The organism is Desulfogranum aggregans, assembly GCF_055398265.1.
Genome location: NZ_AP042447.1, coordinates 4,184,992 through 4,211,097, shown reverse-complemented (window position 1 = coordinate 4,211,097; position 26,106 = coordinate 4,184,992). Strand labels below are relative to the sequence as shown.

Annotated in this window: 22 protein-coding genes and 2 pseudogenes; 6 read left to right on the top strand and 18 right to left on the bottom strand. The window is 50.6% G+C overall.

The window, feature by feature from the left end; genetic code table 11:
* Positions 1-740: 740 nt before the first annotated feature.
* From ACZ52Z_RS18510 to ACZ52Z_RS18475, 8 genes are all read right to left on the bottom strand, one after another.
* On the bottom strand, positions 741-1,487 hold the full coding sequence (locus ACZ52Z_RS18510) for a TSUP family transporter (protein WP_464268253.1): 747 nt from the start codon (positions 1,485-1,487) through the stop codon (positions 741-743).
* 73 nt (positions 1,488-1,560) lie between these two features.
* Positions 1,561-2,166 carry a L(+)-tartrate dehydratase subunit beta gene (gene ttdB, locus ACZ52Z_RS18505; RefSeq protein ID WP_464268252.1) on the bottom strand — a complete coding sequence of 202 codons (606 nt, stop codon included), beginning with the start codon at positions 2,164-2,166 and terminating at the stop codon, positions 1,561-1,563.
* Positions 2,163-3,062, bottom strand: coding sequence for a L(+)-tartrate dehydratase subunit alpha (gene ttdA, locus ACZ52Z_RS18500; RefSeq protein WP_464268251.1), 900 nt, complete (start codon positions 3,060-3,062; stop codon positions 2,163-2,165). Before ttdA ends, ttdB begins: the two co-directional genes overlap by 4 nt.
* A gap of 51 nt (positions 3,063-3,113) precedes the next feature.
* Positions 3,114-4,277: a mandelate racemase/muconate lactonizing enzyme family protein gene (locus ACZ52Z_RS18495; protein ID WP_464268250.1), complete on the bottom strand. Its 1,164-nt coding sequence runs from the start codon at positions 4,275-4,277 to the stop codon at positions 3,114-3,116.
* Positions 4,278-4,447: 170 nt separating this feature from the next.
* On the bottom strand, positions 4,448-4,903 hold the full coding sequence (locus ACZ52Z_RS18490; RefSeq protein ID WP_464268249.1) for a tripartite tricarboxylate transporter TctB family protein: 456 nt from the start codon (positions 4,901-4,903) through the stop codon (positions 4,448-4,450).
* A complete protein-coding gene (locus tag ACZ52Z_RS18485; RefSeq protein ID WP_464268248.1) occupies positions 4,900-6,414 on the bottom strand; it encodes a tripartite tricarboxylate transporter permease in 1,515 nt (504 codons plus the stop codon). Before ACZ52Z_RS18485 ends, ACZ52Z_RS18490 begins: the two co-directional genes overlap by 4 nt.
* A gap of 124 nt (positions 6,415-6,538) precedes the next feature.
* Entirely contained in the window at positions 6,539-7,492 is a 954-nt protein-coding gene (locus tag ACZ52Z_RS18480) for a tripartite tricarboxylate transporter substrate binding protein (protein ID WP_464268247.1), read from the bottom strand.
* A 160-nt stretch (positions 7,493-7,652) separates the two neighbouring features.
* Complete coding sequence (locus ACZ52Z_RS18475) at positions 7,653-8,735, bottom strand: tartrate dehydrogenase (protein WP_464268246.1); 1,083 nt, start codon at positions 8,733-8,735, stop codon at positions 7,653-7,655.
* Between the two features lie 191 nt (positions 8,736-8,926).
* On the opposite strand from ACZ52Z_RS18475, the gene ACZ52Z_RS18470 reads away from it, so the two are divergent.
* Positions 8,927-10,789, top strand: coding sequence for a sigma 54-interacting transcriptional regulator (locus ACZ52Z_RS18470; RefSeq protein WP_464268245.1), 1,863 nt, complete (start codon positions 8,927-8,929; stop codon positions 10,787-10,789).
* A 187-nt stretch (positions 10,790-10,976) separates the two neighbouring features.
* On the opposite strand, the pseudogene ACZ52Z_RS18465 reads toward ACZ52Z_RS18470, so the two are convergent.
* Positions 10,977-11,300 (bottom strand): annotated as a pseudogene (locus ACZ52Z_RS18465) (type I restriction-modification system subunit M N-terminal domain-containing protein); the annotation flags it as partial.
* 65 nt (positions 11,301-11,365) lie between these two features.
* Positions 11,366-11,553, bottom strand: a pseudogene (locus ACZ52Z_RS18460) (YjbQ family protein); the annotation flags it as partial.
* Between the two features lie 294 nt (positions 11,554-11,847).
* On the opposite strand from ACZ52Z_RS18460, the gene ACZ52Z_RS18455 reads away from it, so the two are divergent.
* Positions 11,848-12,612, top strand: a complete 765-nt coding sequence (locus tag ACZ52Z_RS18455) for a phytanoyl-CoA dioxygenase family protein (protein ID WP_464268244.1) — start codon at positions 11,848-11,850, stop codon at positions 12,610-12,612.
* A 450-nt stretch (positions 12,613-13,062) separates the two neighbouring features.
* Here ACZ52Z_RS18455 and ACZ52Z_RS18450 read toward each other — a convergent pair whose 3' ends face one another.
* Both ACZ52Z_RS18450 and ACZ52Z_RS18445 read right to left on the bottom strand, forming a co-directional pair.
* Entirely contained in the window at positions 13,063-13,677 is a 615-nt protein-coding gene (locus ACZ52Z_RS18450; protein WP_464268243.1) for a LysE family translocator, read from the bottom strand.
* Between the two features lie 59 nt (positions 13,678-13,736).
* Complete coding sequence (locus ACZ52Z_RS18445) at positions 13,737-14,546, bottom strand: AraC family transcriptional regulator (protein ID WP_464268242.1); 810 nt, start codon at positions 14,544-14,546, stop codon at positions 13,737-13,739.
* 616 nt (positions 14,547-15,162) lie between these two features.
* On the opposite strand from ACZ52Z_RS18445, the gene ACZ52Z_RS18440 reads away from it, so the two are divergent.
* Positions 15,163-16,059 carry a DMT family transporter gene (locus ACZ52Z_RS18440; protein ID WP_464268241.1) on the top strand — a complete coding sequence of 299 codons (897 nt, stop codon included), beginning with the start codon at positions 15,163-15,165 and terminating at the stop codon, positions 16,057-16,059.
* 165 nt (positions 16,060-16,224) lie between these two features.
* Here ACZ52Z_RS18440 and ACZ52Z_RS18435 read toward each other — a convergent pair whose 3' ends face one another.
* The 3 genes from ACZ52Z_RS18435 to ACZ52Z_RS18425 all read right to left on the bottom strand — a co-directional run bounded on the left by ACZ52Z_RS18435 (position 16,225) and on the right by ACZ52Z_RS18425 (position 21,080).
* Positions 16,225-17,787, bottom strand: coding sequence for a phytoene desaturase family protein (locus ACZ52Z_RS18435; protein WP_464270822.1), 1,563 nt, complete (start codon positions 17,785-17,787; stop codon positions 16,225-16,227).
* A gap of 159 nt (positions 17,788-17,946) precedes the next feature.
* Complete coding sequence (locus ACZ52Z_RS18430; RefSeq protein ID WP_464268240.1) at positions 17,947-20,370, bottom strand: spermidine synthase-like protein; 2,424 nt, start codon at positions 20,368-20,370, stop codon at positions 17,947-17,949.
* Positions 20,367-21,080 carry a protein-L-isoaspartate(D-aspartate) O-methyltransferase gene (locus tag ACZ52Z_RS18425; protein WP_464270821.1) on the bottom strand — a complete coding sequence of 238 codons (714 nt, stop codon included), beginning with the start codon at positions 21,078-21,080 and terminating at the stop codon, positions 20,367-20,369. The genes ACZ52Z_RS18430 and ACZ52Z_RS18425 overlap by 4 nt, the downstream gene beginning before the upstream one ends.
* A gap of 256 nt (positions 21,081-21,336) precedes the next feature.
* Here ACZ52Z_RS18425 and ACZ52Z_RS18420 point away from each other — a divergent pair, with 256 nt between their 5' ends.
* A complete protein-coding gene (locus ACZ52Z_RS18420; protein WP_464268239.1) occupies positions 21,337-21,717 on the top strand; it encodes a phage protein GemA/Gp16 family protein in 381 nt (126 codons plus the stop codon).
* Between the two features lie 138 nt (positions 21,718-21,855).
* Positions 21,856-22,446, top strand: coding sequence for a hypothetical protein (locus tag ACZ52Z_RS18415; protein WP_464268238.1), 591 nt, complete (start codon positions 21,856-21,858; stop codon positions 22,444-22,446).
* A gap of 30 nt (positions 22,447-22,476) precedes the next feature.
* Here the strand turns inward: ACZ52Z_RS18415 and chrA are convergent, their stop codons facing one another.
* Positions 22,477-23,625, bottom strand: coding sequence for a chromate efflux transporter (chrA, locus tag ACZ52Z_RS18410; RefSeq protein ID WP_464268237.1), 1,149 nt, complete (start codon positions 23,623-23,625; stop codon positions 22,477-22,479).
* A gap of 134 nt (positions 23,626-23,759) precedes the next feature.
* Here chrA and ACZ52Z_RS18405 point away from each other — a divergent pair, with 134 nt between their 5' ends.
* Positions 23,760-24,224 (top strand): YbaK/EbsC family protein, encoded by a 465-nt coding sequence (locus ACZ52Z_RS18405; protein ID WP_464268236.1) that lies wholly within the window; start codon positions 23,760-23,762, stop codon positions 24,222-24,224.
* A 144-nt stretch (positions 24,225-24,368) separates the two neighbouring features.
* Here ACZ52Z_RS18405 and ACZ52Z_RS18400 read toward each other — a convergent pair whose 3' ends face one another.
* Positions 24,369-24,827 carry a GNAT family N-acetyltransferase gene (locus ACZ52Z_RS18400; protein WP_464270820.1) on the bottom strand — a complete coding sequence of 153 codons (459 nt, stop codon included), beginning with the start codon at positions 24,825-24,827 and terminating at the stop codon, positions 24,369-24,371.
* A 36-nt stretch (positions 24,828-24,863) separates the two neighbouring features.
* Positions 24,864-25,865 carry a LacI family DNA-binding transcriptional regulator gene (locus tag ACZ52Z_RS18395; RefSeq protein ID WP_464268235.1) on the bottom strand — a complete coding sequence of 334 codons (1,002 nt, stop codon included), beginning with the start codon at positions 25,863-25,865 and terminating at the stop codon, positions 24,864-24,866.
* Between the last annotated feature and the right edge of the window lie 241 nt (positions 25,866-26,106).

Genomic DNA, 26,106 nt, shown 5'->3' with positions numbered 1-26,106 from the left:
TCCTGATTAAAAAGGACAACAGTCTTATTTTCTGATCTTAAACCACAGCCTATCACTGGCAAGATCATAGTGATCTTAACAATCCTGCATGAAGAAGTTTCCTGTCCATCGCCGAATTTGACCCATCGGAGCAGTAGTCGCCATTCCAACTCCTGACCTCTGAAGTGCAACAGGAAGTTAAAGTTGGCGCAAGTGACTAGACCGATCACCTTCGTCTTGGCAATGTTAAATCTGACCATCAGTTTCTGAAATTACCTGATGACAAAAAGCGTAAGTTAGTACAGGCTGAGGTTGCCTAGCACACCATATTTATGCGTACAAGACTGTATTGAGCTGCTCATGAACAAGGTAAGGTATCAGATCGCTATCCTATTGACAGATTTTACCAATTGCCTCTAGTCAAGATATTATCACTCTTTTATTATAGCAAAAGTATTTTTTTGCTTATACTTTACACGGCAAAATGCACCTTACATTCCCACTTTTATTACAAAAGATATAAAAAAAAGAAAATATTAGTCAATTATATATGTAAATATTACGGAATATTTTATATGGTGCATGTGTAAGCGCTAAAGTTGCTCATAAGGTGATAAATATTGGCCTTATTTGCTTGAACATTCATGACAATTTGAAATCAAAAACTTTGCTCATTCATGTGACTTATTACCTAGTCGCAGCCCTCAATACAGCTTCGCGTGTATAATTACTGTATCAAGAAGTTGTATAGCAATACAACATCAGGTCAAGAAATATTGAACAATAAGAATGACAGATAAACCAAGAAGCAAGTAGCGCAGCCAGCGCTTATAAAGTGCCTCGTTTATTCTGCGTCGAAGGACCATTGCCAGCAGCGAAATGACAACAGAAAAAACAACCAACAGAAGGGAGAACTTCAACACCTGTGCGGTAAAAAGACCCGCCTGAAAAAAGACACCGCCCTGGGTGAGTTTGCCAAAGAGAAAACAAAGATTGAACACCTGGATCGTCACGGTTTTTTCCATCTTCATCTCTAGGGAAAAAATGACAAGGGCGGGCAGCATAACGTTCACGGTACCACCAAGCAAACCCGCGCCAATACCAAACACCGCCATCCCGACACGAGGATGGGACCGCACCCAGGAAAAGCCAACCCCTAAACGTTCTGCATTGAGATAGAAAAGAATAGCCGCGGCAAGCAGCGGGCGGAAGTTTTCCGGCGGAACCACAACCAACACCTTCGTTCCTAGATAGGACCCAAGAACGCCGTATATAGCCAGCGGCCAGTATTGAGCAATACTTTTTCCCCAGCCGCCACCCTGGACGATGTTGATGAGGTTCAAGGTAACAGTGGGAAGTACCAGAATCAGAATCGCTGTACGAACATCAGTCACCAGGGCAAGCAGCGGGGTGGCGATCATCGGAAAGCCTATTCCCACTGCGCCATGGACTGCAGCAGCAAACGCACATATCAAACAGAGCAAAGACGACTGCAGGATAAAGCCCATAAGAAAAACTTATGATTTCAGAGAAAAACGGAATTAACTCAAGACATAGCAAGTGGCATAAAAAGCATAATGACTACTTGATAAACTTAATATGTTTGTAAATTTCTTCAACAACAGACCCTTTTTTACGGTTGAATTCGGCCTTGTTTTTATCAAAGAGGTTGTTGCCGTGGGTGTCAATGGAAATGATAAGGGGCCCGAAGTTTTTTACCCTGCAGACCCATAGGGCTTCTGGCATGCCGAGGTCCTTCCATTCGACTTTTTCGATCTGCTCCACCCTGCTTGCAGCAAGGACAGCGCAGCCGCCCGGGAAAACAGCATGGACCGCCTTGTGTTCAGCACAGCCCTCCACCGTTTCAGGTCCCATCCCGCCTTTGCCGACAATAAGTTTTACCCCGGTCTCTTTGATGAATTCTTTTTCATGCACCTCCATGCGCATTGAGGTTGTGGGTCCAATGGAGATCATCTTGTAACCGTCGCCGTCTTCGGCGACAATCGGCCCTGCGTGGAGGATAGCGAGCCCTTCAAGATCTACGGGAAGCTTCATCCCCATATCGATGAGCCGCCGGTGGGCCATGTCACGGCAGGTGATGAGATAGCCGTCGAGGAACACAATGTCACCGACGGACAACTGTTCCACATCTTCACTTGTGATCGGTGTTTGCAGAGTCTTTTTCACAGTGTTACCCCCTTGTGGGAAAGAATTTCGTAGCTCATGTCCTCATTGATGTGAATCGTCCCACGGCGATGCGCCCAGCAGCCGACGGATACCGCCACGCTGATGGTTGAAGGGTGGCGGGCTGCTTTTTCGATATGCACCCCCATGACGGAACTACTGCCAGAGAGCCCTTGGGGACCAATTCCGATCTCGTTGAGCCCTTTTTCAATGAGCAGCTCCATCTCAGCGCCCTTTTCATCACTGCTGCGTGAACCGATGGGGCGAAAGATGGCCTTTTTCGAGAGATTGGCCGCAACCTCAATGGACCCGCCGATGCCGATCCCCACAAGCAGCGGAGGACAGGCGTTGACCCCGTAGGAGGTCATGACATCAAAGACAAATTCAGTCACACCTTCATAGCCGGCAGCGGGCATCAAGGTCTTGCCCTGGCCGGGCAGGCTGCAGCCGCCTCCCGCCATATACACTTCCAGGGTGATACCTGAATCGTTTGGCACAATCTCCCAGTCGATCCAAGGGATGCGATCCCCAGTATTGTTGCCGGTATTCTTTTCCACAAAAATCTCCACCGCATTGTGCCTCAACGGGGCCTCTCTGGTCGCCCTTCTCACAGCCTCGTCGAGGATCGGACGAATGTCAGAGAGAAGGGGGAAATTGGCTCCAGCCTTAATAAAGTACTGGATTACCCCCGTATCCTGACAGCACGGCCGGTCAAGCTCGTCAGCTTTTGCGAGATTTTCAAACATCGAGTCATAGACAACTTTTGCGAGCATACTGTCTTCCTGGGAGCGCAGCTCACCCAGTTTATCCATGATATCGCCAGGGAGGTGTTTCCCGATATAATTGGTAAATTTCGCCATGATATCCGTCATGGTTTTTACCGCTTGATCATGTTGCATTCTTCACTCCTTCTCATCTTTAAAAAAGAAATATCTTCCTTCCCTGCCGCCTCAGGCGAGCATACTCATCTCCCTGCAGAGATCCGCTTTACCTTCAAAGCCTATTCCAGGCAGCTCAGGCAGGGTGACATGGCCGTCAATAACTTCCACCCCGTCCGGGAAGCCTCCATAGGGCTGAAAGAGATCGGGGTACGACTCATTGCCGCCCAGCCCAAGACCTGCAGCGATACTCAGAGACATCTGATGGCCGCCGTGGGGAATACAACGCTCCCATGACCAGCCATATTCCTTGAGCATGGTCAGCGTTCTCAGGTATTCGACAAGCCCGTAGCTAAGAGCACAGTCAAACTGCAGCCAGTCACGGTCAGGCCGCATCCCACCGTACCTTATGAGGTTGCGCGCATCCTGCATAGAAAAGAGGTTTTCACCGGTGGCCATGCTCCCTTGGTAATGCTCTGCAAGTTGTGCTTGGAGTTCATAATCGAGAGGGTCACCCGCCTCCTCATACCAGAACAGGTCATAGCCCGAGAGAGCTTTTGCATAGCAGATCGCGGTATCGAGGTCAAAGCGTCCGTTGGCGTCCACGGCGAGATGCTGGCCCGGTGCGAGAATCTTCAGAACTTCCTCGATACGCCTGATATCTTTAGACAAAGAGGCCCCGCCGATTTTCATTTTGACAACGGTATAGCCGCGATCAAGATAGCTGCGCATCTCATCGACGAGCCCGCGGTTATCCTTGCCCGGGTAGTAATATCCACCGGCTGCGTAGACAAAAACCTTCGGGTCCGGCAAGCCTTGCCCATAACGCTCGGCCAGCAGCTGGTACAGTGGCTTTTCTTCTATCTTTGCAACCGCATCCCATAGGGCCATATCAATGGTTCCAACAGCCACAGAGCGCTCCCCGTGACCGCCGGGTTTTTCGTTTTTCATCATGCAGTCCCAGATGCGGTGCGGGTCAAAGTTATCCCGATCTGGGTCGAGCAGGGTGTCGGCTGCTGCGTCGAGCAGTCTTGGACGAAAGCGTTCGCGGATCAGCGCACCCTGCCCATAGCGGCCATTGGAATTAAAACCGTATCCAACCACCGGACGGCCATCCCGTTTTACATCGGTAACAACGGCCACAAGACTCAGCGTCATTTTCGAAAAGTCGATGTACGCATTGCGAATCGGCGATGCGATGGGTTTTGTCACTTCACGTATGTCAACGATTTTCATAAGAAACACACAAGGTCCAGAACAACCGGAAGCAGAAGGGAGTTCTCCCCTGCGGCTTTGCCACGATGACAGCAAAGCAGCCTGCAACAATGTTTTTATGGTACGCCCCTCTGAAACTTTAGAGGCGCACCACATTTACACCAATTTATTGGCAGGAAAATATCATCCGACTAAAAAAACATCCCCGTCGGCAGTGGCACATACAACACCTTGGTGAAAATGAGATAAAAAAACGTCACCTCCGCAATCACGATGGGGATCCAGACCATAAATTTTTTCACCGTCAACGTTGTTCTCGCTTGTGCCAGGTAGCCGACTATAATGGTCATGAAGATGACGGTGCTGACAAAAAAGCCGAGTACAGGCATACAAAGCACCCAACCAAAAAACAGGATGCCGGTGACGATCCACCTGACATTTGACCCCACGCTGAAAACCTGACGCATTGTGGGCTTGACAAAGCCCAGGACAATCAGAATAGCCGAGATGAAAAACAGGATGTAGACCACCGTCTTGGGAAAGACGATGCTCATCCAGGAGACGTCTTCGAGACCGAAAAAAAAGACAGTGGTTATTAGCAGGCCGATGATGCCACTGATAAGTTCAGTATTCACTTTCCGGTTCACTGCGCACCTCCCCTTCTGCTGGCCATTTTTCTTTTGAGTTTGCTGATATACGGCCATAAAGCAGAAAAGAGAATCATGCCTATGAGAATGTGCGAGAGACCGTTTTCAAAAAGCATCAGCACAGGATAGTCGGATGCCTGGCCACTTAATATCGTCTGTACATATCCCATCTCCGCAATGGTCCCCAGGATGAGCCCCAGCACGATCGGCGCGGGAGCAATGCCGACCTGCTTGAAAAGAAACCCGAGGGTTCCAAGTGCCAGCATGATGATGACGTCCGTGTGGCTGTTACGCACCGCATAGGTCCCGAGCATGGTAGCCATGGCGATGGTCGGGACAAGAAAATAGACAGGGGTTTTGAAAATAACCTTATAGATCAGCCGACCGCCAAGAAGCCCTACCGGGACCATAGCTATGGCAGCAAGACCCATGGAGATGATAAAACCGTAGGTGAGATGGCCGCTCGTGGTAAACAGCTCGATCCCCGGTCTCAAGCCGTGCAGCATCATGACACCGAGGATGACGGCATCAGGCGGTGCGCCTGGAATTCCAAGTGTCAACAGGGGCACCATGCTGCCTGCGACCGTGACATTGTTGCTTGACTCGGTGGCCACAAGCCCTTCCGGAAGACCTGTCCCGAATTTTTCCGGATGTTTGGAGGCTCTTTTCGCCTCGTTGTAGGCGACAAGGTTAGCGACATTGCCGCCTGCGCCGGGGATAATGGCTACAATCTCACCAATAATGCAGGATCGTATGAGATTGCCCGGCATGGAAAAAACGGTCTTGGTCACACTCCAGAATGAGCTGCGTTTTTTCGAATCCACCTCCACAGCGGTGAGCGCCGTTTTACCTTTGGCGGCCATGTTGTAAAGCTCGGGAAGGACAAAAAGGCCGATCAGAGCTACGATCATGGCCACCCCACCCTGCAATACAGGCATCCCGAAGGTGAAACGGGTTTCACCTCCTATCGGGGCAACGCCGATAGTGCCGATAATCATGCCCAGTGCGCCACCCAGCATACCCTTGACACTGGAGCCTTCAGAGAGACTTGCGATGAGGGTGAGGCCCAGAATGGCGACCCAGAAATACTCCGCAGGACCAAAACGAAGAGAGAGCTGTGCAAGGGGCGGCGAGAGCAAAAGCAGGAAGAGACTGCCCGCGATCCCGCCGACGGCAGAAGCCACGGTCGCTATGCTCAAGGCTTCCAGAGCCCTGCCCTGCTTGGACATCGGGTAGCCCTCAAAAGCGGTGGCAATCGATGACGGCGTCCCTGGAGTATTGACGAGAATAGCTGCAAAAGATCCACCGTAGATGGCCCCCATGTATACAGCCCCAAGCGCAACAAGACCATGCAGTGGAGGCAGGGTAAAGGTAAACGGCAGGAGTACGGCAAGGGCCATGGTCGCCGTAAGTCCCGGCATCGCCCCCACAAAAAGGCCGGCAGAAACCCCGACGAAAATGGAGAGGAGAATTACCGGATCAAGCAGCATCAGGAATGTCTCAAGAAGCATAACAATATTTCCCTTTCAATGGAGCAACCTGTTAGGCTCTGCCGACAGCAGGGGTAGTCTTTCAGAGGTTAAAAAAGACCCCGCCGACGGCAGAACCGGGTACGATCAGGATGAAAACTTGTAGTTATTTCTTCTTGATGTCTGCCAGTACATCACCGTATGCAGCACGCATTGAATCGATCAGTTTCACTGCATCGTCACCGGTTGAGTACTTCATGACAAAACCAAGGTCGACCTGCTTCTTGCTGATCTCCTTGTTGGCCTCGGTAAAGGCATTTGCAAGCCTGTCAACAACGGGTTGCGGGGTTCCAAGAGGTGCTGCCACACCACGGAAGGCACCGCCGACGATGTCATAACCGAGTTCCTTGAAGGTGGGAACGTCAGGCAGGGCCGGCACCCGCTCTTCTGCTGCAACGGCAAGCGTCCTGAACTTGTCCTTGTAGTTCACGCTCACTGGAGTGTAGGTCATCGCAGCCTTAATATGACCACCCATGAGAGCCGGAATAACCGGTCCTGTACCGGTGTACGGAACATAGGTTAGATCGATGCCTGCGGCCTTCATCAGTCGCATGGTTTCAAGATGGTTTGCGCTGTAGGTTCCGCTGCCGCCAACGGTGCCGACAAAAGGCTTCTTCTTGGCAAACTCGATGAAATCATCAAGGGTTTTGAGGGGGCTGTCCTTGCTCACCACAAGAGCGTTGGGAGTGAAATGGAACCACATGACAACCTTGAAGCCATCAGTCTCGTACCCGGCATCCTTACGGATCAGCGGCTGGCCGATGATGTGGGGAATATTGCAGCCGACAATACTGTAACCATCGGGCTTTGCCGTGCGCTGAAAATCACTCCAGGCCACCGCACCGCCACCACCCGGCTTGTGGGTGACGTTTACTGCCACACCAAGGTCTTTTTCCAGTTCTGGCTCCTGAAGCCTTGCGGTTATATCCGACTCACCACCTGGATTAAAAGGTATCGTGTAGGTGATTGGCTTTTCCGGGAATTCTGCAAAGGCGATGGCGGGTACCATCAGGACACTGCAAAGAATTGCCCAAACCGAACATTTCATTGTTGCTTTCATCTTTCCTCCTTCCATTTGGATTTGTAATGAACCAGCAAGGCTGGACCAAATTGCCGCAGCCGCAAGGTACAATGAAACTCCGAGCTTTAGGAAAAACGCCTTCCCAGGCTAAAGAGTTTCAAACAAACAAAAAACGCTTACTGGCAAGTGGACAAAAGAATCAGCCCACATTACCTGCTAACATGCGAATTCTTGTGCACACTGCCTCGGTAACCTCACGAGTATTTGCCCGACCACCGACATCAGCGGTGGTAATTCCCGCTTCAAGGGTCTCGCGGAGGGCCTGCATGACAAGATCTCCTTCGTCTGCAAAACCCAGGTGCTCAAGCATCATGGCCCCACACCAGATCTGCCCCATAGGGTTTGCAATCCCTTTGCCCGCTATATCCGGGGCGGAGCCGTGCACCGGCTCAAACATTGAAGGATATTCCTTGGCCGGGTTGATGTTGGCCGACGGAGCGATGCCGATGCTTCCCGCAATTGCAGGCCCAAGGTCGGTTAAAATATCACCAAAAAGATTACTGCCGACCACCACATCAAAATCTTGCGGATGTGTTACGAAGCGTGCACAGAGTGCATCGATATGAAATTGATTTCGTTCAATATTTGAATAGTTTTTTCCAACCTCCTCGAAAATCTCGTCCCAGAACGGCATGGTGTAATTGATTCCGTTGGATTTGGTTGCCGAACTCACCTTCTGCCGCCCCGTTTTTACGGCGAGTTCAAAGGCATAGCGTATAACCTGCTCCACACCCTGGCGGGTAAAGACCGTATTCTGGACAACAACCTCACGCTCCGTTCCCTGGTAAAGGCGCCCGCCCATGTTGGAGTATTCGCCTTCATTATTTTCACGGACAACGAGAAAATCGATGTCTTCCGGTTTTTTATCGGCCAGAGGCGTCCTGATACCCGGCATCAGTTGCACCGGCCGAAGATTGATATACTGCTGGAAGGTTCGCCTGATCGGCAGCAACAAGCCCCAGAGCGAGACATGGTCGGGAACACCAGGAAAGCCGACAGCACCAAGAAATATTGCGTCGCAGGGGCGTAAGGTTTCCAGCCCATTTTCCGGCATCATGGAGCCGTGCTTGAGGTAGTACTCACAACTCCAGTCAATATCGAGGTACTCAAAACGGAGCCCACCATGGGCCTCACACACAGCTTCCAGAACTTGACGACCTGCGGGAACTGTTTCTTTTCCTATGCCATCACCGGGGACGGACGCGATTTGAAATATCTTCATTATGCAACCTCATAAAAGTTGGTCCAGCGGTAGAGCTGTTGCTGATTGCTACAATATCCTGTATTGCCATATCCGTGCCATTAAAAAACCAACATTATTACAAATACTTACAAACTTCCTCTTGTTATATTTTCACAATTGTTGCATAATTGTTTCAATCTATTTCATTTGCGTTTCAAAAGGAGCCAGTTATGCCATTGATCGCCTGCATCCTGCCAGATTCCTCCCTCGTTGAGCAAACGAGGTTCACTTTTTTAAACGGCCACGACGATATCCGCATCGAGGTCGGCCTGATGGAAGAAGGGGTGCAGCAGGCGACAAAGCTCGCCGAAGAAGGCTTCGACGTCTTTATAAGCCGTGGCCGTACCGCACAGCTCATCAACAACAGCAACCCTGAATGGTCGGTGGTTGAGATTCCGTTTACCGTTCTTGATATTTTTCAGACAATCAAGCGATCCAACCTGTACGGCAAAAATATCGGGGTTATCGCCTTTGCCCCAATGATTGCTGGACTTGACTATTTCAGTATAGTCATGGACACCTCCATACGCTTTTACCCTCTTAACAACGAAAGCGAGATAGTACCTGTCGTACTCCAGGCGATAGCGGATGATATCGACATGATTGTCGGCGGCGCCGTCATCTGCTCTATCGCCAACCACTACAAGATTCCTTTTGCCGTCATTGAAAACAGCCCGGAGAGTATGCGCCAGGCGGCCCAAGAGGCGAAAAACATTACGCTTGCCAAGCAAAAAGAGCAGACCAAAGGCAATCTTTTCCGCGTCGTCCTCGACTACGCCTATGACGGCATCATCTCCGTTGACGCGAAGGGACGAATTACAATCTTCAACCCCGTGGCGGAACGAATCACAAAAATAACCGCTGCAAAAGCTGTAGGGCGGAATATCTCCGAAATTCTCCCTGGCTTTGAATTCCACCAAGTACTCTCCTCACGAAAAGAAGACCTCGCCCAGCTGCTTACCATCAACAACGAACAGGTGGTCTGCAACAAGGTCCCCTTACGGGTAAATAATGAGGTGGTGGGTGTCGTCATCAATTTCCAGAATGTGACGAAGTTCCAGCAGATGGAAGCCAAGGTGAGAAGGCGTCTCTTCTCAGCAGGGCATGTTGCCAGTATGCATTTTGACGACATCATCGGCACCAGCCAACAAATCAAAAATTCTACATCGCTTGCGAGAGATTTCGCCCAGACCGAATCGGCCATACTCATCCTCGGAGAGACGGGCACGGGGAAAGAGGTGTTTGCCCAGAGCATCCATAACGGCAGCAATCGAAGCCAGGGACCTTTTGTTGCCCTGAACTGTGCGGCGCTGCCGGAACAGATACTGGAGAGCGAACTGTTTGGCTACGTCGGCGGAGCCTTTACTGGAGCAAGCCAGAAAGGCAAGGCAGGGCTGTTTGAGGTTGCCCATGGAGGCACTCTCTTTCTTGATGAAATCGGTGAAATGACGTCAGTCACCCAGGGAAAACTCCTGCGGGTGCTCCAGGAAAAACAGGTTATGCGCGTTGGCAGCGACCGGGTGACCCCCATCGATGTTCGCATTATTTCCGCAACCAACAGGCCGCTGAAACAACTCGTCAATGAGAAAAAGTTCCGGGCCGACCTCTACTACCGCCTCGATGTTTTGCAACTGCGACTCCACCCTTTACGCGACCGCAACGAGGACGTTATCGCCTTTGCCCGGTTCTTCCTTGAAAAACACGCGGCAAAGATGAATCGCAATCTCAAGTTTTCTTCTAGCGCTCTCAAAGAACTGACCCGACACAACTGGCCGGGCAACATCAGGGAGCTGCAGAATGTGGTGGAGAGGATTCTAGCAACGCTTAGAGGCAAGACAATAGATACCAAAATCGTGCAGATGCACCTTGAAGACCAATTTGACAGCGAGATCAGTTTGCAGCTTCAAAACGCCGAGCTGGAGGACATTCGCCGGGCTCTGGTTCTCAGCAGAGGCAAACACTCCGAGGCAGCTAAAATTTTGGGTATCAGCCGCTCGACCCTGTGGCGGCGGTTAAAAAAGATAAAAGCCTGAACGCTCCTAAATACTCAAAAAATGCAGCTTCCACATCATCAATAGAGATATTAATCGTCCTTAATCCGTGACGATTGATCAGTAAAAAATGCAGTGAAAGCTGGACAACATATTGATTTTCAATCAAGAAAATATCAACATGCACCTGTTGCAAAAACTCACTCAACAGGTGAATGTATGATGCGGTTCATTTTTGAACAATCCCACGACTAACTGCACACCAGCCACTCCGGCCTGGCAGCCAGCATTGCCAGGAAGGATTTATCGGATACATGGAGCGGGTGCTTGCAAAAGCCCGCGTCTTTACCTCCAAAAAAGCTGCTCGTACGTTTGGACTCCGGCCATGATGCCGCGCAGACCTGAGGCCCTCATACTCACGGTGGACGGCTTTGTCATGGCGACGATAGTTGATCTCGGCAAAATTATGAAAGATGAGCCCCAGCACCGGCGTACTATATTCGGTGGCCTTGAGGTAGGAGTTAGCTCGCAAGTTGTCGGCGGCTGTCCAGAGATCATCTTCAAGTTGTTAGAGTTGTTGTTTATTCAATGACTGTCCAAAAAATCGTGTTGAATTTTCTATAGTTGGCTCTTGTTCTCCTCACCTATAATCTTCCTCAACACCCTTTTATACGTCGGCCGTCAAACTCGCCGCAAAAGATCTGCTCCCAGGTACCGAAGTCAAGCTGGCCATTGGTAACAACCACCACCTCACGCCCCATGATCTGGCGTTTCATGTGCGCATCGGTATTATCTTCATGCCTGTTGCAATTAACACATAATGATAACAGTTGGTTACATTACACATGGCGATTACACAGGAGAAAAGGCAGCAATGCTGAAAAGGAACGATTATAGAAATATAAACAGGATGCATGTCAACCTGCTCCGCTTCTCAGCAGATTACTAGTGGTCGTCAAAAGCAAGGATGCTGGCTAAAAAAACAACCTGGCAAAGCATAGGGTCGGTAGATTTCAGATTTTCAACAACCTGAGAGATTTGCATCTGTTAAACTAATGTTCAGCCTTTAGTATACCCAACCAACACAGAAAGGATTCCAAATGCATTTCCGTCCCGATTTTCTGAAGAACATCTCTCCGCATCATGGTGAGGTATTACGCAACGTGCTCAGCAAAGAGACACGGGAGAAATTAGCAACCAAGCTGGACGCCATGCCGAATGGGCAGACGTGGTACGCAGACATTTACAAAAATGCTATCTACGGCCCGATGGTCTTCCGCGACAAAGAATTGAACCTCATCGACACCATAAATAAGCTCTTACCCAACTACCGTATTCTGGGCGATCTCTATCTGGAGAAGACACCCGATGACCAAGGTTTCCCGTTTCACACCGACTTCGACTCCATCGGATTCATGGAGCGCCCCGAAGATATGCTAACGGTTTGGATTCCACTGATGCCGGTCAAGGAAGCCGGCTCTGGGCAGCTGTCCATTGTCATGGAAGAGGGGGCGGTTCGATTGTCGCTCATCCGCGAAGCTAGCCAATTACACACCCTGGTGCGCATCGTCGACCCGTCGGTGCCCGAACACGTGCCCTTTCAAATGTCGCAGCATGAGTATGACTACTTAGAGAGGACGAAGGTCACGCCTTCGCTCGATGCCGGCGATGCGCTTCTCTTCTGCAACGCCTTTTTCCACAAGTCAGAGGACGTGTTTCACGGCAGTCGCGCCGCTTATATCATGCGCCTCGTGCCAAAGGATGCCGAGTTCAGCCGAACACGCCTCCTTGCGCTAAGGCAGCTCGGCCAAAACTTGGCAGTCGTCAACGAGTTGCTTGAACAATACTACCCAGACACATTGTAGGTGATAGGTGAGAGATCATCGCTTTCTCCTGCGCCGTGCATCAGGCTGCCAGACAGCAAATGATCCAGCAATTGGTGAAAAGAATAAACGTGGTGGAAGAAAAGAGCCTGGTCGCGGTTGATCGGTTGGGGAAGAATGACGGGCCAGTGTTTTTCCTGCACCTAAGCAGCCCAATCAACGATAAATGGAGCATTAAGAATACTTGTTTGGTTGGCCATGTTCGCCTCCTTTTTCTTTTTGCAGAAAAAACAGGACGTTGATGACCATAGCATACTACATCATCGTTCTATTTTTTGTTACGTATAAACAGGAAAAGTCTCAAGTTAAGGCATGTGGTAAGATTCGTTACCTTCGATAGGGTCAGCTCTTCTTTGAAGTTACTCTACTTTTTTCCATTTCCAATCAGATAGAAATATCTACCCTGTCATGGATAACTCAAACCGGCAACTCTCAGGTAAATGGTAGCGACAACCCAAAAGCTGTTAACATAACTCCCGCAAGTTTCTCCACATAAAAAACCCCGTTTTCAAGTGAACTCTTGATTCGTCCACGGGATAATATATATACCACTGTCGCATCCCAGAGAAAAACTACCGAGGTCATCCATAACGCATACATCCCTTTTGTTGCCAGCGCTGTTTCCCTGGAAACCATAACGGTGAAAAGCGAGAGATAGAAAATGGCATTCTTTGGGTTCAGAATTCCTGACATAAAGCCAACAAGAAACTGACTCAGGTTGGAATGTGTGTCCAAGATAGAATCCTGGTACTCAGTCGTTTTCTGTAAGGTTTTTCGGGGAGCCTTTAATAACAGTATCCCGATGTAAATCAGATAGGCTGCACCAAAAATTCGGAGACCAGTGAACAAGATGGTCCACTCCCGAATCACCTCAAGTCCGCATACAGCACAACAGAGATAGACACCATTTGCGGTGGCAATCCCTGCACAGATGGCAAGGCAATATCGCATAGGGAGCCTGAGCGCGGCCCGGGTAATGAGAAAAAAGTCGGGACCAGGGCTTAAAAGTGCAAGAAAATGCGCAGAGATTATGAGCAAAAATTCCATATCTTCCTCCATAAGAGATTTGTACGTTGGGGAGGACGATAATGTGATGTTCGCCAAAACTATTGTACGAAATTGACCTGATACTCTTTTGGGGTGATCGTTGTCATTGCCTTAAAATTTCTGTGCAGGTGACTCTGATCGAAGAAACCGCACTTTACGGCCGTTTCCGCAATATCATCTCCTTTTTGCAGATATGATTTTGCCTTCTCGATACGGTGGTTCATGCGGTAAGCGTGGGGAGTGAGTCCTGTTTCCAGTTTGAATTTTCTGATTAAAGTATAAGGATTTACCCCTAACCTGTCAGAGAGTGAGTCGAGGGTTAAATCTTTTTCCAGATCCTCTTTAAGTAACTCTTTTAGATGTTGTATATTTTTCGGCGTGTTATGCAGCTCAGCTGTAGGTTGACAACATTGCCGAAATACCATTGAGGCAAGATCATAGGCGATTTGTTCTTTTTCCTGCAAATGCACCTGGTGATGTATAATTGCCTGCATTCCCTCGCAATACTCGTCATAGAGTTTCTGGTCATCAATCTTAATTACAGTTGATGGCAGGAATTGTTCTACTCCCCAAAGCCCATTTTGGACTGCTGTACACCAGTTAAGATCCAGATAGAGCATAAAATAACTACGACCACCTGCTGAAACAGCATTGCAGGAGTGCAATATTTCAGGATTAATAATTGCTAGTGAGCCGGGCTCAAGCCTTGCACATTCTGCACCTACCAGATACTCAACACACCCCTCATCCACAGCACCAATACTAAAAGTCGTGTGCATATGCGCTTTGAAAACGGATTGGCTGCTCTTGGTATATCTTGCCTCAAAAAAGGGAATTCTTGGATCTTTGAAAAAATGTTCTTTATTCATGCAAGTTTTGTTTTTTTAGGCAGTTAATCAAATAAAGGCAACGTTCAATGACAAATAATCATCACCAGAAAGGGGACTTTGCGTGAATAGAAAAATATTTTGATGGTTTTTACTCCACAGGTGTTTTCATCACCGCTATCAAGCCTACAATTAGCTCTCTTCTTGAAGATTTTCAATAGTTGCGGATCCACAAAACAATCATGATCGCTGAGCACTCTCATCTCATTGGTTACCTGCCAGAGAGGCATGACAGGTTGCTTAGTATTTGAAACAATATGACCACCCGGGGAGATTTATACTGCCACCCCCAAAAGGTGTCCCCGATCACCAGGTTGACATGTAGAGAATAGAGGTATCTACGAACTGACGATCCTTTTTACGGCAAACAATGGCTGTTCTCGGAGTGAGGGAAGCGAGGCATGTTGAAAAAGATGTTGGCTGACTGGAGGTTATTCGGTATCTGTGTCACTGCATAGAAAATGAAACACTTGGTACTGTGTGACAGGCTGGACATGATAGTACAAAAAATTTGTTACTGATCGAGGTCTGCTCAAAATATGATGCAGGTATTTGATTCCAGAAAAGTGCGTATTAATGGTTAAATCAGGAAGATATAATGTATCTGGCTGAACTCTCTGCTTTGACTGCAGCTCTATGCTGGTCATTTGGCGGGTTGCTCTCGACAACTCCAGCGAGAACACTGGGTGCGGTCAGGTTTAACCGGGTTCGCCTTGTTATTGTCTCAATGATGCTTGTTGCAACCTCTTTATTTAGCGGCGGGTGGACAACCCTTGACTGGCATGCTGTCAAGATACTGATTTTATCAGCAATAATCGGAGTGCTGATCGGTGATACATGTCTGTACAGTACTTTGAAAAGGCTGGGGCCTAGACGCACAGGTATTTTATTTACAGCAAATGCACCGTTTACGGTGATTATCGGGTACTTGTTTTTACATGAACGGTTAGAGCCAACCACCATCGGCGGATGCCTGTTGATTATGGCAGGAGTGGTACTGGCTATATTTTTCGGTACCGGTTCTGGGCAAAAACATTTGTTTGAAAAGGTGCAGGGTACTCTATCTGCTGGGATTTCATTTGGAATACTCTCCGCTCTCTGTCAGGCTGTTGCAGTGATCATTGCCAGGCCGATTATGGCTTCGGGCGTCGATGCCATATCAGCTTCCGCCCTGCGAGTCGTAGTATCAGCTTTGGCTTTGACCCTGTTTCAATTGGTTTACCACAGAAAGGGTACCGGAACAGGAGAGCCGCTGACAGTTAAGTTGATTGTGCAGACCGGCCTTAGCGGTTTGGTAGGAATGGCCCTTGGCATGACTTTTCTTCTCTTTGCGCTCGCAAATGGATCTGCAGGACTGGTTTCAACACTATCTGCTACCTCACCGGTCTTAATCCTACCGATCCTGTGGCTTTCCACAGGAGAAAAACCGGCACCCGGTGCATGGTTGGGAGCATTTCTAGCTGTTATCGGGGCAGGATGTATATTCATCCTCTGAGGGGGTGTGCTACTTGCTGGTTCATACTTGCTACATGCACCAGAAACGAACCACCATTGACCCGATCGAATCGGTTGGAAAAACTGCTGTTACTGTGAGATCTTTAATGGGTCTACGCATCTCGGAGGCATCCTGTTTCAGCAGCACGATCAAATGCATAATGCATTATCTGAACTTTTGGAAGGCACGTATATCGATCGCCGCAGCGCACAACATGCCACCCATAAGCGCACCAGCGATCCCGGGACTCATGACGTCCTGACCAGATAAATAGAGCCCGGGAACTGGTGTACGGGCATTGAGTGCGCCTGATAACATGCGACGCGGTGTCGTTTCAACGCCATAGAATCCACCCTTCTCGTGGCCGGTGAACGAAACGGTGGTGAGCGGTGTACCGAGTTCTCGATGGACGACAAACGGCGCCAATGCCGGGAACTTCTTACTAAAGAACGCCATCATCTTTGACTCGATACTCTGCTTGAGTGCCGCCCACTCATCAGCGCGTGCCTCAGCACCACCAGCCGCAAATTCTGCCACCGACGACCAATCCGCCAAAATGAGTATTTCACCGGTGTGCTTTTTCAACGGCCCCGGATCATGAGCGGAATCCTTGAGCGATGGAAACGAGATGAACATCATCGAAATTGGCTTTCCGTATGCCGCCGTCCACAGATGATCATTGGTGTCCCAGCTTTCATAATACCAGTGGTTCGAGCGGGTTGCTCCATATCGGGCAATGTCTCCCTCGAAGCCGAGAAAGAGTTGGAAGTGGCAGACCGACGGCCTGAAAGTGGATATCTCGCGAGCCCATTGCTGTTCGCGAAATGCCTCAGGCAGGAGGTGCTTGACGGTCTCACCAACTCCAATCGCCGAGACGATAGAAGACGCGTTGATTTCTTCGCCGGAACGGGTCCGCACGCCCACGGCTTTGCCGTCTTCAAGCAATATTTCGCTGACAGGCGTCGCGGCCCGGATGCTGCCGCCAGCCGCTTCGATGACCGGAACCAGACCTCTTGCGATGGCAGTGGCACCGCCCACCGGATAGGCGGCGCCTTCGAGATAGTGGCCCATAATGGTGGCGTGCATAGCGAAACTTGCTTCTTTTGGTTGACCACCATAGGTCCCCCACTGTGCAGACAAAATGGCGGCGAGCTTTGGATCGCTGATATATTCCGAGATAACCTCGCTGGTGGTGCGGCTGCACCAACGCTGGATTTCCTTTTTATTCCACAAGTGATGCACAGAACGAAACAGTTCAGGCATTGCCCGCTCGGCACCAACTTTGTGACCGGCTTTCTCCGCCGACAGCAAGGCCTCGAAGTAGGCTTCAATTTCAGCGGCATTGCCAGGAAACAATTCTTTGAGCTCCATCTTGTAGGCTGCGGCCGGTCGCCCCACGGAAACTTCGATTCCATCCGGGAAGTGCAGCGTGTCGTAGACGGTGCCGACCGAACGAAACTCAATTGTTCCGCCGCTGAGCCAGGCCAGGATCTTGCCCGCAAACTGCTCATGGCCAAATGAGCCGCAGTAGTGGAGGCCGACATCCCAGGTGAAACCATCGCGACTGAAAGCATGAGTCAGCCCGCCTATCGACGGAGCTTGCTCAACAAGCAATACTTTATGATCCAACCTGGAGAGCGCAGCGGCCGTTGTCATCCCACCCATGCCTGACCCGATAACAATGACATCGAACTCGTTTGCTGACTGCTTAGCTGTTTTAAACGGCATCTTTTCCACTCCGTATACTTTGGGTATAATACCAGCAAGTTATTCAATCGCAGCCAACCGATCGATCTTGACCGAGAGCAGCTACTTGCATGTTATAGGTGTGCAGGTGCTTCCTGTTCCGGCTTAAACCCGCACGAGGCCAATAGAATCTATACGGGATCAAGAGGTGCCTCCCGGCAGGTGGAGTGCCTCCCCTGAAAAAGCCGAAACAGCGGCCACCATATATGCCCCACCAGCCACCACCAGCACCACGGAAAAGCCGAACTCAACAACGATAATGGTTGCCAGGCCGGCGGAGACCACCGAAGAACACCCATTGATCCCCCATGCCCAGGCAGCCTGCCGTTTACTCTGCCCGGCCAGATGCGCAAGCCCCAAGGGAAATGGCACCCCCATAATAAATCCGGCTGGAGCGACCACCAGCAGAAAAAATAAAATTTTCCACGCCATCGACCCAACCATGGCCCACGTGAGTAGCGGAGACAGCGCCTGGCTGTAAAATACCAGCAGAATGCCTGCTCCAAGACAGCTCAGGCCGCGAATACGATCATGTGCAGCCAGCCGTACAGAAAAACGACTGCCAAGCCCGGAAAAAACAAGGAGGCTACAGATGCCGACGGCTGCTGCATACAGTGGATTGCCGAAATACAAGGTCAGCTTATGAATCAAAACGATCTCAAAAAACATAAACCCTATTCCAAGGCCAGCAAAGTAAGGAAAAACCCACCGCTGCAAACCAGTATGAACAGGCCGCCCCAATCGCAACAGCGGTAACAGAATAAGCACAACAGCAGCCACTACTACCTGAAAAAAACTGACCGCCACCACCAGGTATCCCAGTTCCAGAAAAGGCATGGTTCGTTCACCAAAGTGGCTGGCCAGCAAAGGGAGAGATTGCCAGCGAAGAAACTGGGAAAAAAATGGGCGTTCATCGCGCACCGGACGAATATCAAATGCGTACCCGGCATACAGCTCCTGTCGTCCTGCTGGAGATGCAAGCATATCAAGGTTCTTGAAAAAATCCGGGTCTGCCACAGCATGGTAGCGCTGTCGTTCTTCAACTCGCAGGCCGGGCAGCAGCATCGGGTCAAACTGCAGCTCTGTACAAAAGAGGCGAACCTGCTGCACTTCCCTGCTGGTAAGCGGAGACCGCTTTACAACAAAGGTCGCCAGGTTCCAGTTGCCAATGGCAGCTGTGTGCATGGTAGGATCAACACCCTTTCCTTCCAGTACTTCCCGGATCGTTGCCGCCAGTCGCAGCGTACTGCGGCTAGGAGTATCGAGCCAGGTTGATATCTGCAGGATGCCGTCATCTGTAAGATGCTCCCACAGAAGGGCAATAGCCTCCTCCGTGTACAGATACTGTTCCTGCAGGGCTGTCAGCCCCGAACCTCCGCCAAAACGTCCTGCAATGGGCAAGGTTATCAAGTCATGCTGTTCCTGGGTGCGGGCAATCCACGTTCGCGGATGAAGAAAGGCATAGCCTACCTGCTTCCTGCTTTTCGTATCGGCACGGTACCACCCGGCATCCACCCACCCCATTCTGGCAGCATGTTTATGGGGCTCCACGGCAATAATAGTCTCTGCTCCGTTTGCTCTTGCCTGGGCAATACCTGCCCCTGTTCCGGCGCCCAGCAGGAGTACGCGTTTCCGTTGCCCAATGGCGTAAGGTAGAGCAAAGGTTGTTGCCTGCTGCAATCGGGGAGGAACATCGCTGACCGCATCAAACCAGTCACCATTGGTTAGGACGATGGCTTTTACTTCCGGTACCTCTTCATCGTAGGTCAGACTGAGTCCCGGTGCATACCGCAGGCTAGGAGCGCGCACCTTCTGAACCAGCCCCTGGGGATCAGGTTGGATAGCCACGACTGCGGCACCGGGAATATCCAGCATCCGCTCAATATCCTTATACGCTGATGGTTGCGGCTCCGGTGGCCGCACAATCAGCGCCACTATCCCTGCGAGACTGAGCACAGCGGCGCACCACACCGCCGCCCTCCTGTTGGCGGCAATAACCAGGCAACCACCTACCCATGGCAGCAGCGCAGTGATAGCGGGAAGAGACTGGGGCAAAACCTGGGTCATGAGGAGAACGGCCCCCGCTCCACCAAGGCCCGAGCCTATAAGATTCGCACTGTAGAGACTGTTGATTCGCTCACTGTGGGCGATAAAAACCAGCCCCATAGGGAATGCGCCGAAAAAGAACACCAGCAGGTAAACCCCTTGACCGAGAATCAGGGAAACCGACTGCATCGGCTCAACAAACAATAGAAAAATATCAAAATCCTGGGTTAAACCGCTGGAAAGCGGGAGTGCAATGGCCATCAACAAAGCGCAGCCAAACATCAGGACAGGCAATAACCACTCCAGGTGGCGCAGCAGGAGTGGTCGAAACAGGGCAATACAGGTGCCGCTTGCACCGAAACCAAGCAGGGCAACGGAAATGACCAGATAGGCAAAATGGTGCCATTGTGCCATGGCCAATAGCTGCATCTGCTCCAGTTGAAAACCGATCAGCGCTGCAGAAAGCAGCAACAACGACAGGTGGAGCCTGATACCCGTTGCAGCCCGGCCCTGTTTCACGGTTCTCTCCGGAAAGGGACAAAGCGGACCGGCATCAGACTTCGAGTGGTTACGGCATGGTTTCTCTTCTCCACCAACATGAGGTGCTGTACAAAAAACGGGGACCCGACAGGAATGATCATTCGCCCGCCCTCCCGTAATTGACTCAGCAGGGGCGGAGGAATAAATTCCGCAGCTGCGGTCACTATAATGGCATCAAAGGGAGCCGCTTCAGGCCACCCGTGATACCCGTCACCCTGCCGCACCCGGACATTGGCATAGCCGGCATTTTTCAAGCGCCGCCCGGCAGAAGAAGCCAGCTCGGGAATGATTTCCATGGAATAGACGTGGTCGGTCAATTCCGCCAGTACTGCGGCCTGATATCCGGAGCCGGTACCGACCTCAAGCACGGCATGGTGCGGCTTAATCGCCAGCAAATCGGTCATATAGGCAACGATGTAGGGCTGCGAGATGGTTTGACCGTGACCAATGGGCAGGGGGGTATCAGCATAGGCACGGTGCTGAAGCGTATCTGGAACGAACAGGTGGCGAGGCACAGCATTCATGGCACCCAGGGTTGCCGGCGCTGTTATTCCCCGGTCGCGTATCTGCCGATCCACCATGTCCCGGCGATCCTGCTCGAACCCGACACCTGATTCACTCCAACACGGAACTATCGTGCCAACAAACAGCAACACAACTACTGCAATAGCCCCTGCAACCACTACCATTGTGGAACTGCTACCTCGTGCGACGGAACAATCAACTTCGGCAGTCATACGCACCTCTCTTCGGTTCCTGATAAAAACCGGCTGCTGGTCTTCCACGACACAAGCATGTTGCTGATCTTTTCGGACGCAGATGACAATATAGGTATAATAATTATACTCTCTTTCAGGGATGGACAAATGAGAAAAAAGCCGAAAAATACAAAAGTTGCAGGCAGAATCCATCAGATAACCGTGCCCTCTTAACCGGCATCAGGCAATGACGCTCGACAGGAAAAAACTGGCTGTTATCCACATCGTCAAAAAGGAACTGGGGCTCTCTGACGACGACTACCGGGATATTCTCGAACGGGAGACAGGTGTTCGCTCGGCAAAAGAGCTCGACCAGCAGGGATTTTACCGCCTGATGCGGTACTTTACCGGCAGCGGTTATTACCGACTCAACCAACACGGCCTCACCTTCAGGCAGAAAGCGTATATCAACCACCTGGTAGAGGAAATCGGATGGGATGAGGGCCATTTCAACAACTTTTTAATGAAATACTTTAAACGGCCATCGGTAATGAAACTCAGCAAAAAGGAGGCGAGCAAGGTTATCGAGGCATTGAAAAGTATGCGCAAGCGCAGCGCACACTCCTGATCAGCCAGGCGGTGATACAGAGGGCCAAAGTTCCATGCGAGGACAGATGAATAGACCTTTCACTGAATCCGGGTGAAAGCAAATCATACCGCTTTCTGACCGCCCATGTATCGCAGCCCAATCAACAGAGGAAAGCCGATGCCTAATCGACTGCAGGAATTAATGACCCGGATAAAACAGCTTGAAGATGAACTGCTGGTTGAGCTGCAAAAAAAAGAAAAGGAGTACTACTACGAGATACGGGATACAAAGGTATTCTTTACCCGGGCAATAAGAAAAAGAAACAAAACGCTCGTCAAAACCGTGCGTCGCTACCTCCGCGATGCCCCGATCCTCAATACCCTCACCGCCCCGATAATCTGGTCTTGCCTGCTTCCTGCTCTGTTTATGGACATGGTCACAACTCTTTACCAATCCATATGTTTTCCCATCTATGGTATTCCCAAGGTCAAACGAAGTGATTTCATCATTATCGACCGTCAATACCTCAGTTACCTCAACCCCATTGAAAAGTTAAACTGCTGCTACTGCGGATACTTCACCGGGGTTGTTGCCTATGTCCAGGAAATAGCGGCACGGACCGAACAATACTGGTGCCCCATTAAACACGCCCGCCGAACCAAAGTGTACCATAGTCGGTACAAATATTTTCTTGACTATGGTGATGGGGAAGGATTCCGAACAAAAAATGAAAAGCTTCGCCGTCAATTCAATGACCTTGAAGAGTAAGCCGTCACCGCCTGGACTGCCACAGGTGGCTTAGTGCAACAACACCCCCACTCCAGCGAATCCTGCCACCAAGACAATAATCGGTATCTGCAGGCGGCTCAGGGCAAATACTCCCCCCATAACAGCGGCCATTTCCAGGGGTGTCCTGACCGCGCTGATAAATACAGGGGTATACAGCGCAGCCATCAATAACCCAACAACTGCGGCATTGATCCCCCATACCGCCCCCGCAATTCTGGGTTTTTCGGCCAATATCTCCCATGCCCCATGCATGCTCAGTACCAGCAGAAATCCTGGAAGGAAAATACCGCACGTAGCGAGCGCGGCTCCCAGCCATGCAGATCCGGGGGAGGACAATTCGGCACCGAGAAAGGCAGCCAGCGAAAACATCGGCCCCGGGACAGCCTGTGCTGCGGCATAGCCAAGCAGAAATCGATCAGTGGATATGGACTCGCCGAGCATCTGCTTAAGCAGGGGAAGAACAACATGACCTCCGCCGAATACAAGGCTGCCGGATTGATAAAAATCAGCAAACAGACGGACCGATGGCGACAAAAATGCAAAGAAAGGCAAACTGACAAACAACGTGACGAACAGTACCAGAGGAAACCACTTGACCTCAACCGCTGCGTCCACAGGCAGGTTGCGCGGGCGAGGTCGAAAAAAACCCGCCAGCGCCGCTATGGCTAAGGCGATCATCTGCGTCGCAACACCGGAAAATACCAGAACAACACCACCCGTCATAACAGCCAGTGCCGCACTCGATTTTTCTCGACAGAAACGTGTGTACATGTTCACCGTCGCATCTGCTACCACCACCACTGCCAGCAGCTTCAAACCGTGCGTCACTCCCGAAAAAACCAGACTGGCCTGCTGATCAGCGCCAGTCATGGCCAGGAAAGAGAGCAGCAAAAATGACGGCAGGGTAAAACCGGCAAAAGCGGCAAAAGCTCCTCCCAGTCCAGCCCTGCGCAATCCAAGGGCAAAACCAATCTGGCTGGAGGCAGGCCCCGGAAGAAACTGGCACAGAGCAATCAATCTGGCATATGCCTCTGCATCAATCCATTGTAATTTCTGAACGAAACTCCGCTGAAAATACCCTATATGGGCGGCTGGCCCGCCAAAGCTAATACACCCCAGGAGCAAAAATCGCCAAAACACCTCAAGGATTTTTTTCATCTTACCGTGTTCGTTAAAGGAATAACGGTTTCCACCACCCTTCGCCTCTACTTGCCTTCCCTTTTCAACTCTGGTAATGCTGTGCTGCCTGTACCAAACCCCTTTTTCTCCCACATCGTAACCGAATCAAAACAATGAGCAATATTCCACAGAATGTCCAAGAATTCCTAAAAAGGCATGATTTAACCGCCCTTGAATTTGAGCCCGGTTCAACGCCAACTGCAGAGGCAGCAGCCCGGCGAATTGGGGTCCCTGTCGGTCAAATAGCAAAATCCATCCTGTTCAAGGGAAAAGATGACACCTACCGTTTAGTGGTAGCGGCCGGGGATAAAAAAATCAACAGCGGAGCGCTAAAACGGGCAACTGGAAGCAAACACCGGATGGCCAGTGCAGAGGAAACAAAGGCAGCGACCGGATTTCTTCCCGGTGGAGTGTGCCCATTTGGACTGGAAGACGCTCAAGTGCTCATCATGCTCGACGCCTCCCTTGATGCCTATGAAGTCGTGTATCCAGCGGCCGGTACAGATGCCACAGGTGTCCCCCTCAGTCCGCAATTCCTCCAGGAGATAACCGGCGCAAGGAAGGTCGAGGTCACCTGATTGTCACGTACATACCGGAAGTGGCACGCAGCCAAGGCTCCTGCGGGAACGGAGAAACACCACCCGCTTACCTGCCCCTCTTGCTTTCCCGGTTCGCTGCAGGCTCCCCTGGTTCGTCGACGACTCTTTCGGTGACAGCAAGATTCACAGCGGGAGGTTTCGCGCCACCATTACCACCTCATCAGCTGAATACAGGTTGGTTATGGTTGTCTCGACTTCTGCACCGAGTGTTTTTCTATACAGGCTTTGGGCGTAGTTATCTGCCCGGGTGGTTACAATAACATGTTTGAGGGTTGCATCCTGTGCGGCAAGTTGAGTGCGGACAAGTGGCAGGGAATACTCTATCAGCGCTCGTCCGACCCCCTTTTTTTGCCTGGCTTGCCTGACGGCAATCTGATCCAGCTCTACTATGGCCTGCGGCCGGAAGCCACTCTTTTGGGCCCAGACAATATACCCAATTACCCTTTCCGCCTCGACTGCGACACAGCACAGCATGCGCGGAAAAGCGTTGAGTGTGCATTCAAGCCACGCATAAGAATGGCACTGGCGGGCGAAGGCTTCCCTATGAATCTCTGCGGCTTGCGGTAAATCTTCAACCCTCATTTTCCTGATCAGCATACTTCCCTCGTCAACGTCCGTTTATTCTCCGGTACACCCGCACGATTGTCGGATAATAAGCTTTGTCTTCAAGGTGACCGCTCTGTTGGACCGGGTCGGATCATTAATTCTCTTTATCAGGAGTTCCGTTGAGGTGCGGCCTATTTCGTATGTTGGCTGCTCTATCACCGTCAGGGGAGGTTCGATGAGTTTGGCCCAACTGGTATCGTCAAAACTGGCGAAAGCGATATCACCAGGAATCGAAAGGTTGCACTTGCGGATTGCCTGAACAATGCCGGACGCAAGCAGGCTGTTGCTCGTAAAGATTGCATCCGGTCTTTTCTTTAACCTCAACAGCTTCATAGCTGTCTTAATCCCTTCCTCTTCTTTGGCATGAACATACTCTACCAACTCTTTGACCGGTTTGATGCTGTGATCCCTGAGGGCCTTCATAAAGCCCTCACATCGTTCACGTCCGGTCGTACTTCCGGCACCGAATATCCCTGCAATACGCTTATACCCGTGTTCAATCAGGTGCGTGGTGATGCGGTGGGCTGAGGAAACGTTGTCGATAAGCACATTATCCACATCAAAATTACGCACGTGACGGTCAATCATAACTATCGGAATATCAGGCGAGTAGGTCTCCTTATGGTTCTTGAGGCCTTTCAGCGTAGGGGAAATGATTATACCTGCCACATTTTCAACTCGAAGAAGATCCAAGCACCTTTTTTCTTTTACAGGATCTTCATCGGTGTTGCAAAGGATCACGTTGTATGCCGCTTCCTGGGCAGCATCCTCCACAGCCCTGCTCACCCGCTGAAAAAAAGGATTTTCAATGTCAGCGACAACCAGCGCGATAATCCTCGAGGTATTGGCCCGAAGACTTTGAGCAGCTCGATTTGGTTGGTAGTTCAATTCTTTAACCACCGCCATTACCCGCTTTTTGACCTCCTCCCTGACGTGGGGTTTGTTACCAAGGACACGTGAAACTGTGGCCGTCGATACCCCGGCGGCATCAGCAACATCTTTAATTTTCACCATCGAAACACCTTCCTCCTGGAAAAAAACCTGAATTGACCGAACCCTTTTCAATGTAAACGATTTCAAAAATTTCGTCAAACACCTTGCCCTATTTATTTTCCAACTTCCCCTCCAACCCCTCTCCCACGCTTGCTCCACTGAAAGAGGGTTGTCAGAAAATCCCCACAAACCTAATTCCTCCTGTGATTTAATTAATTCAGGTTTTGATACAATGCGCAATCACCTCGCACAAGCGCAAAAA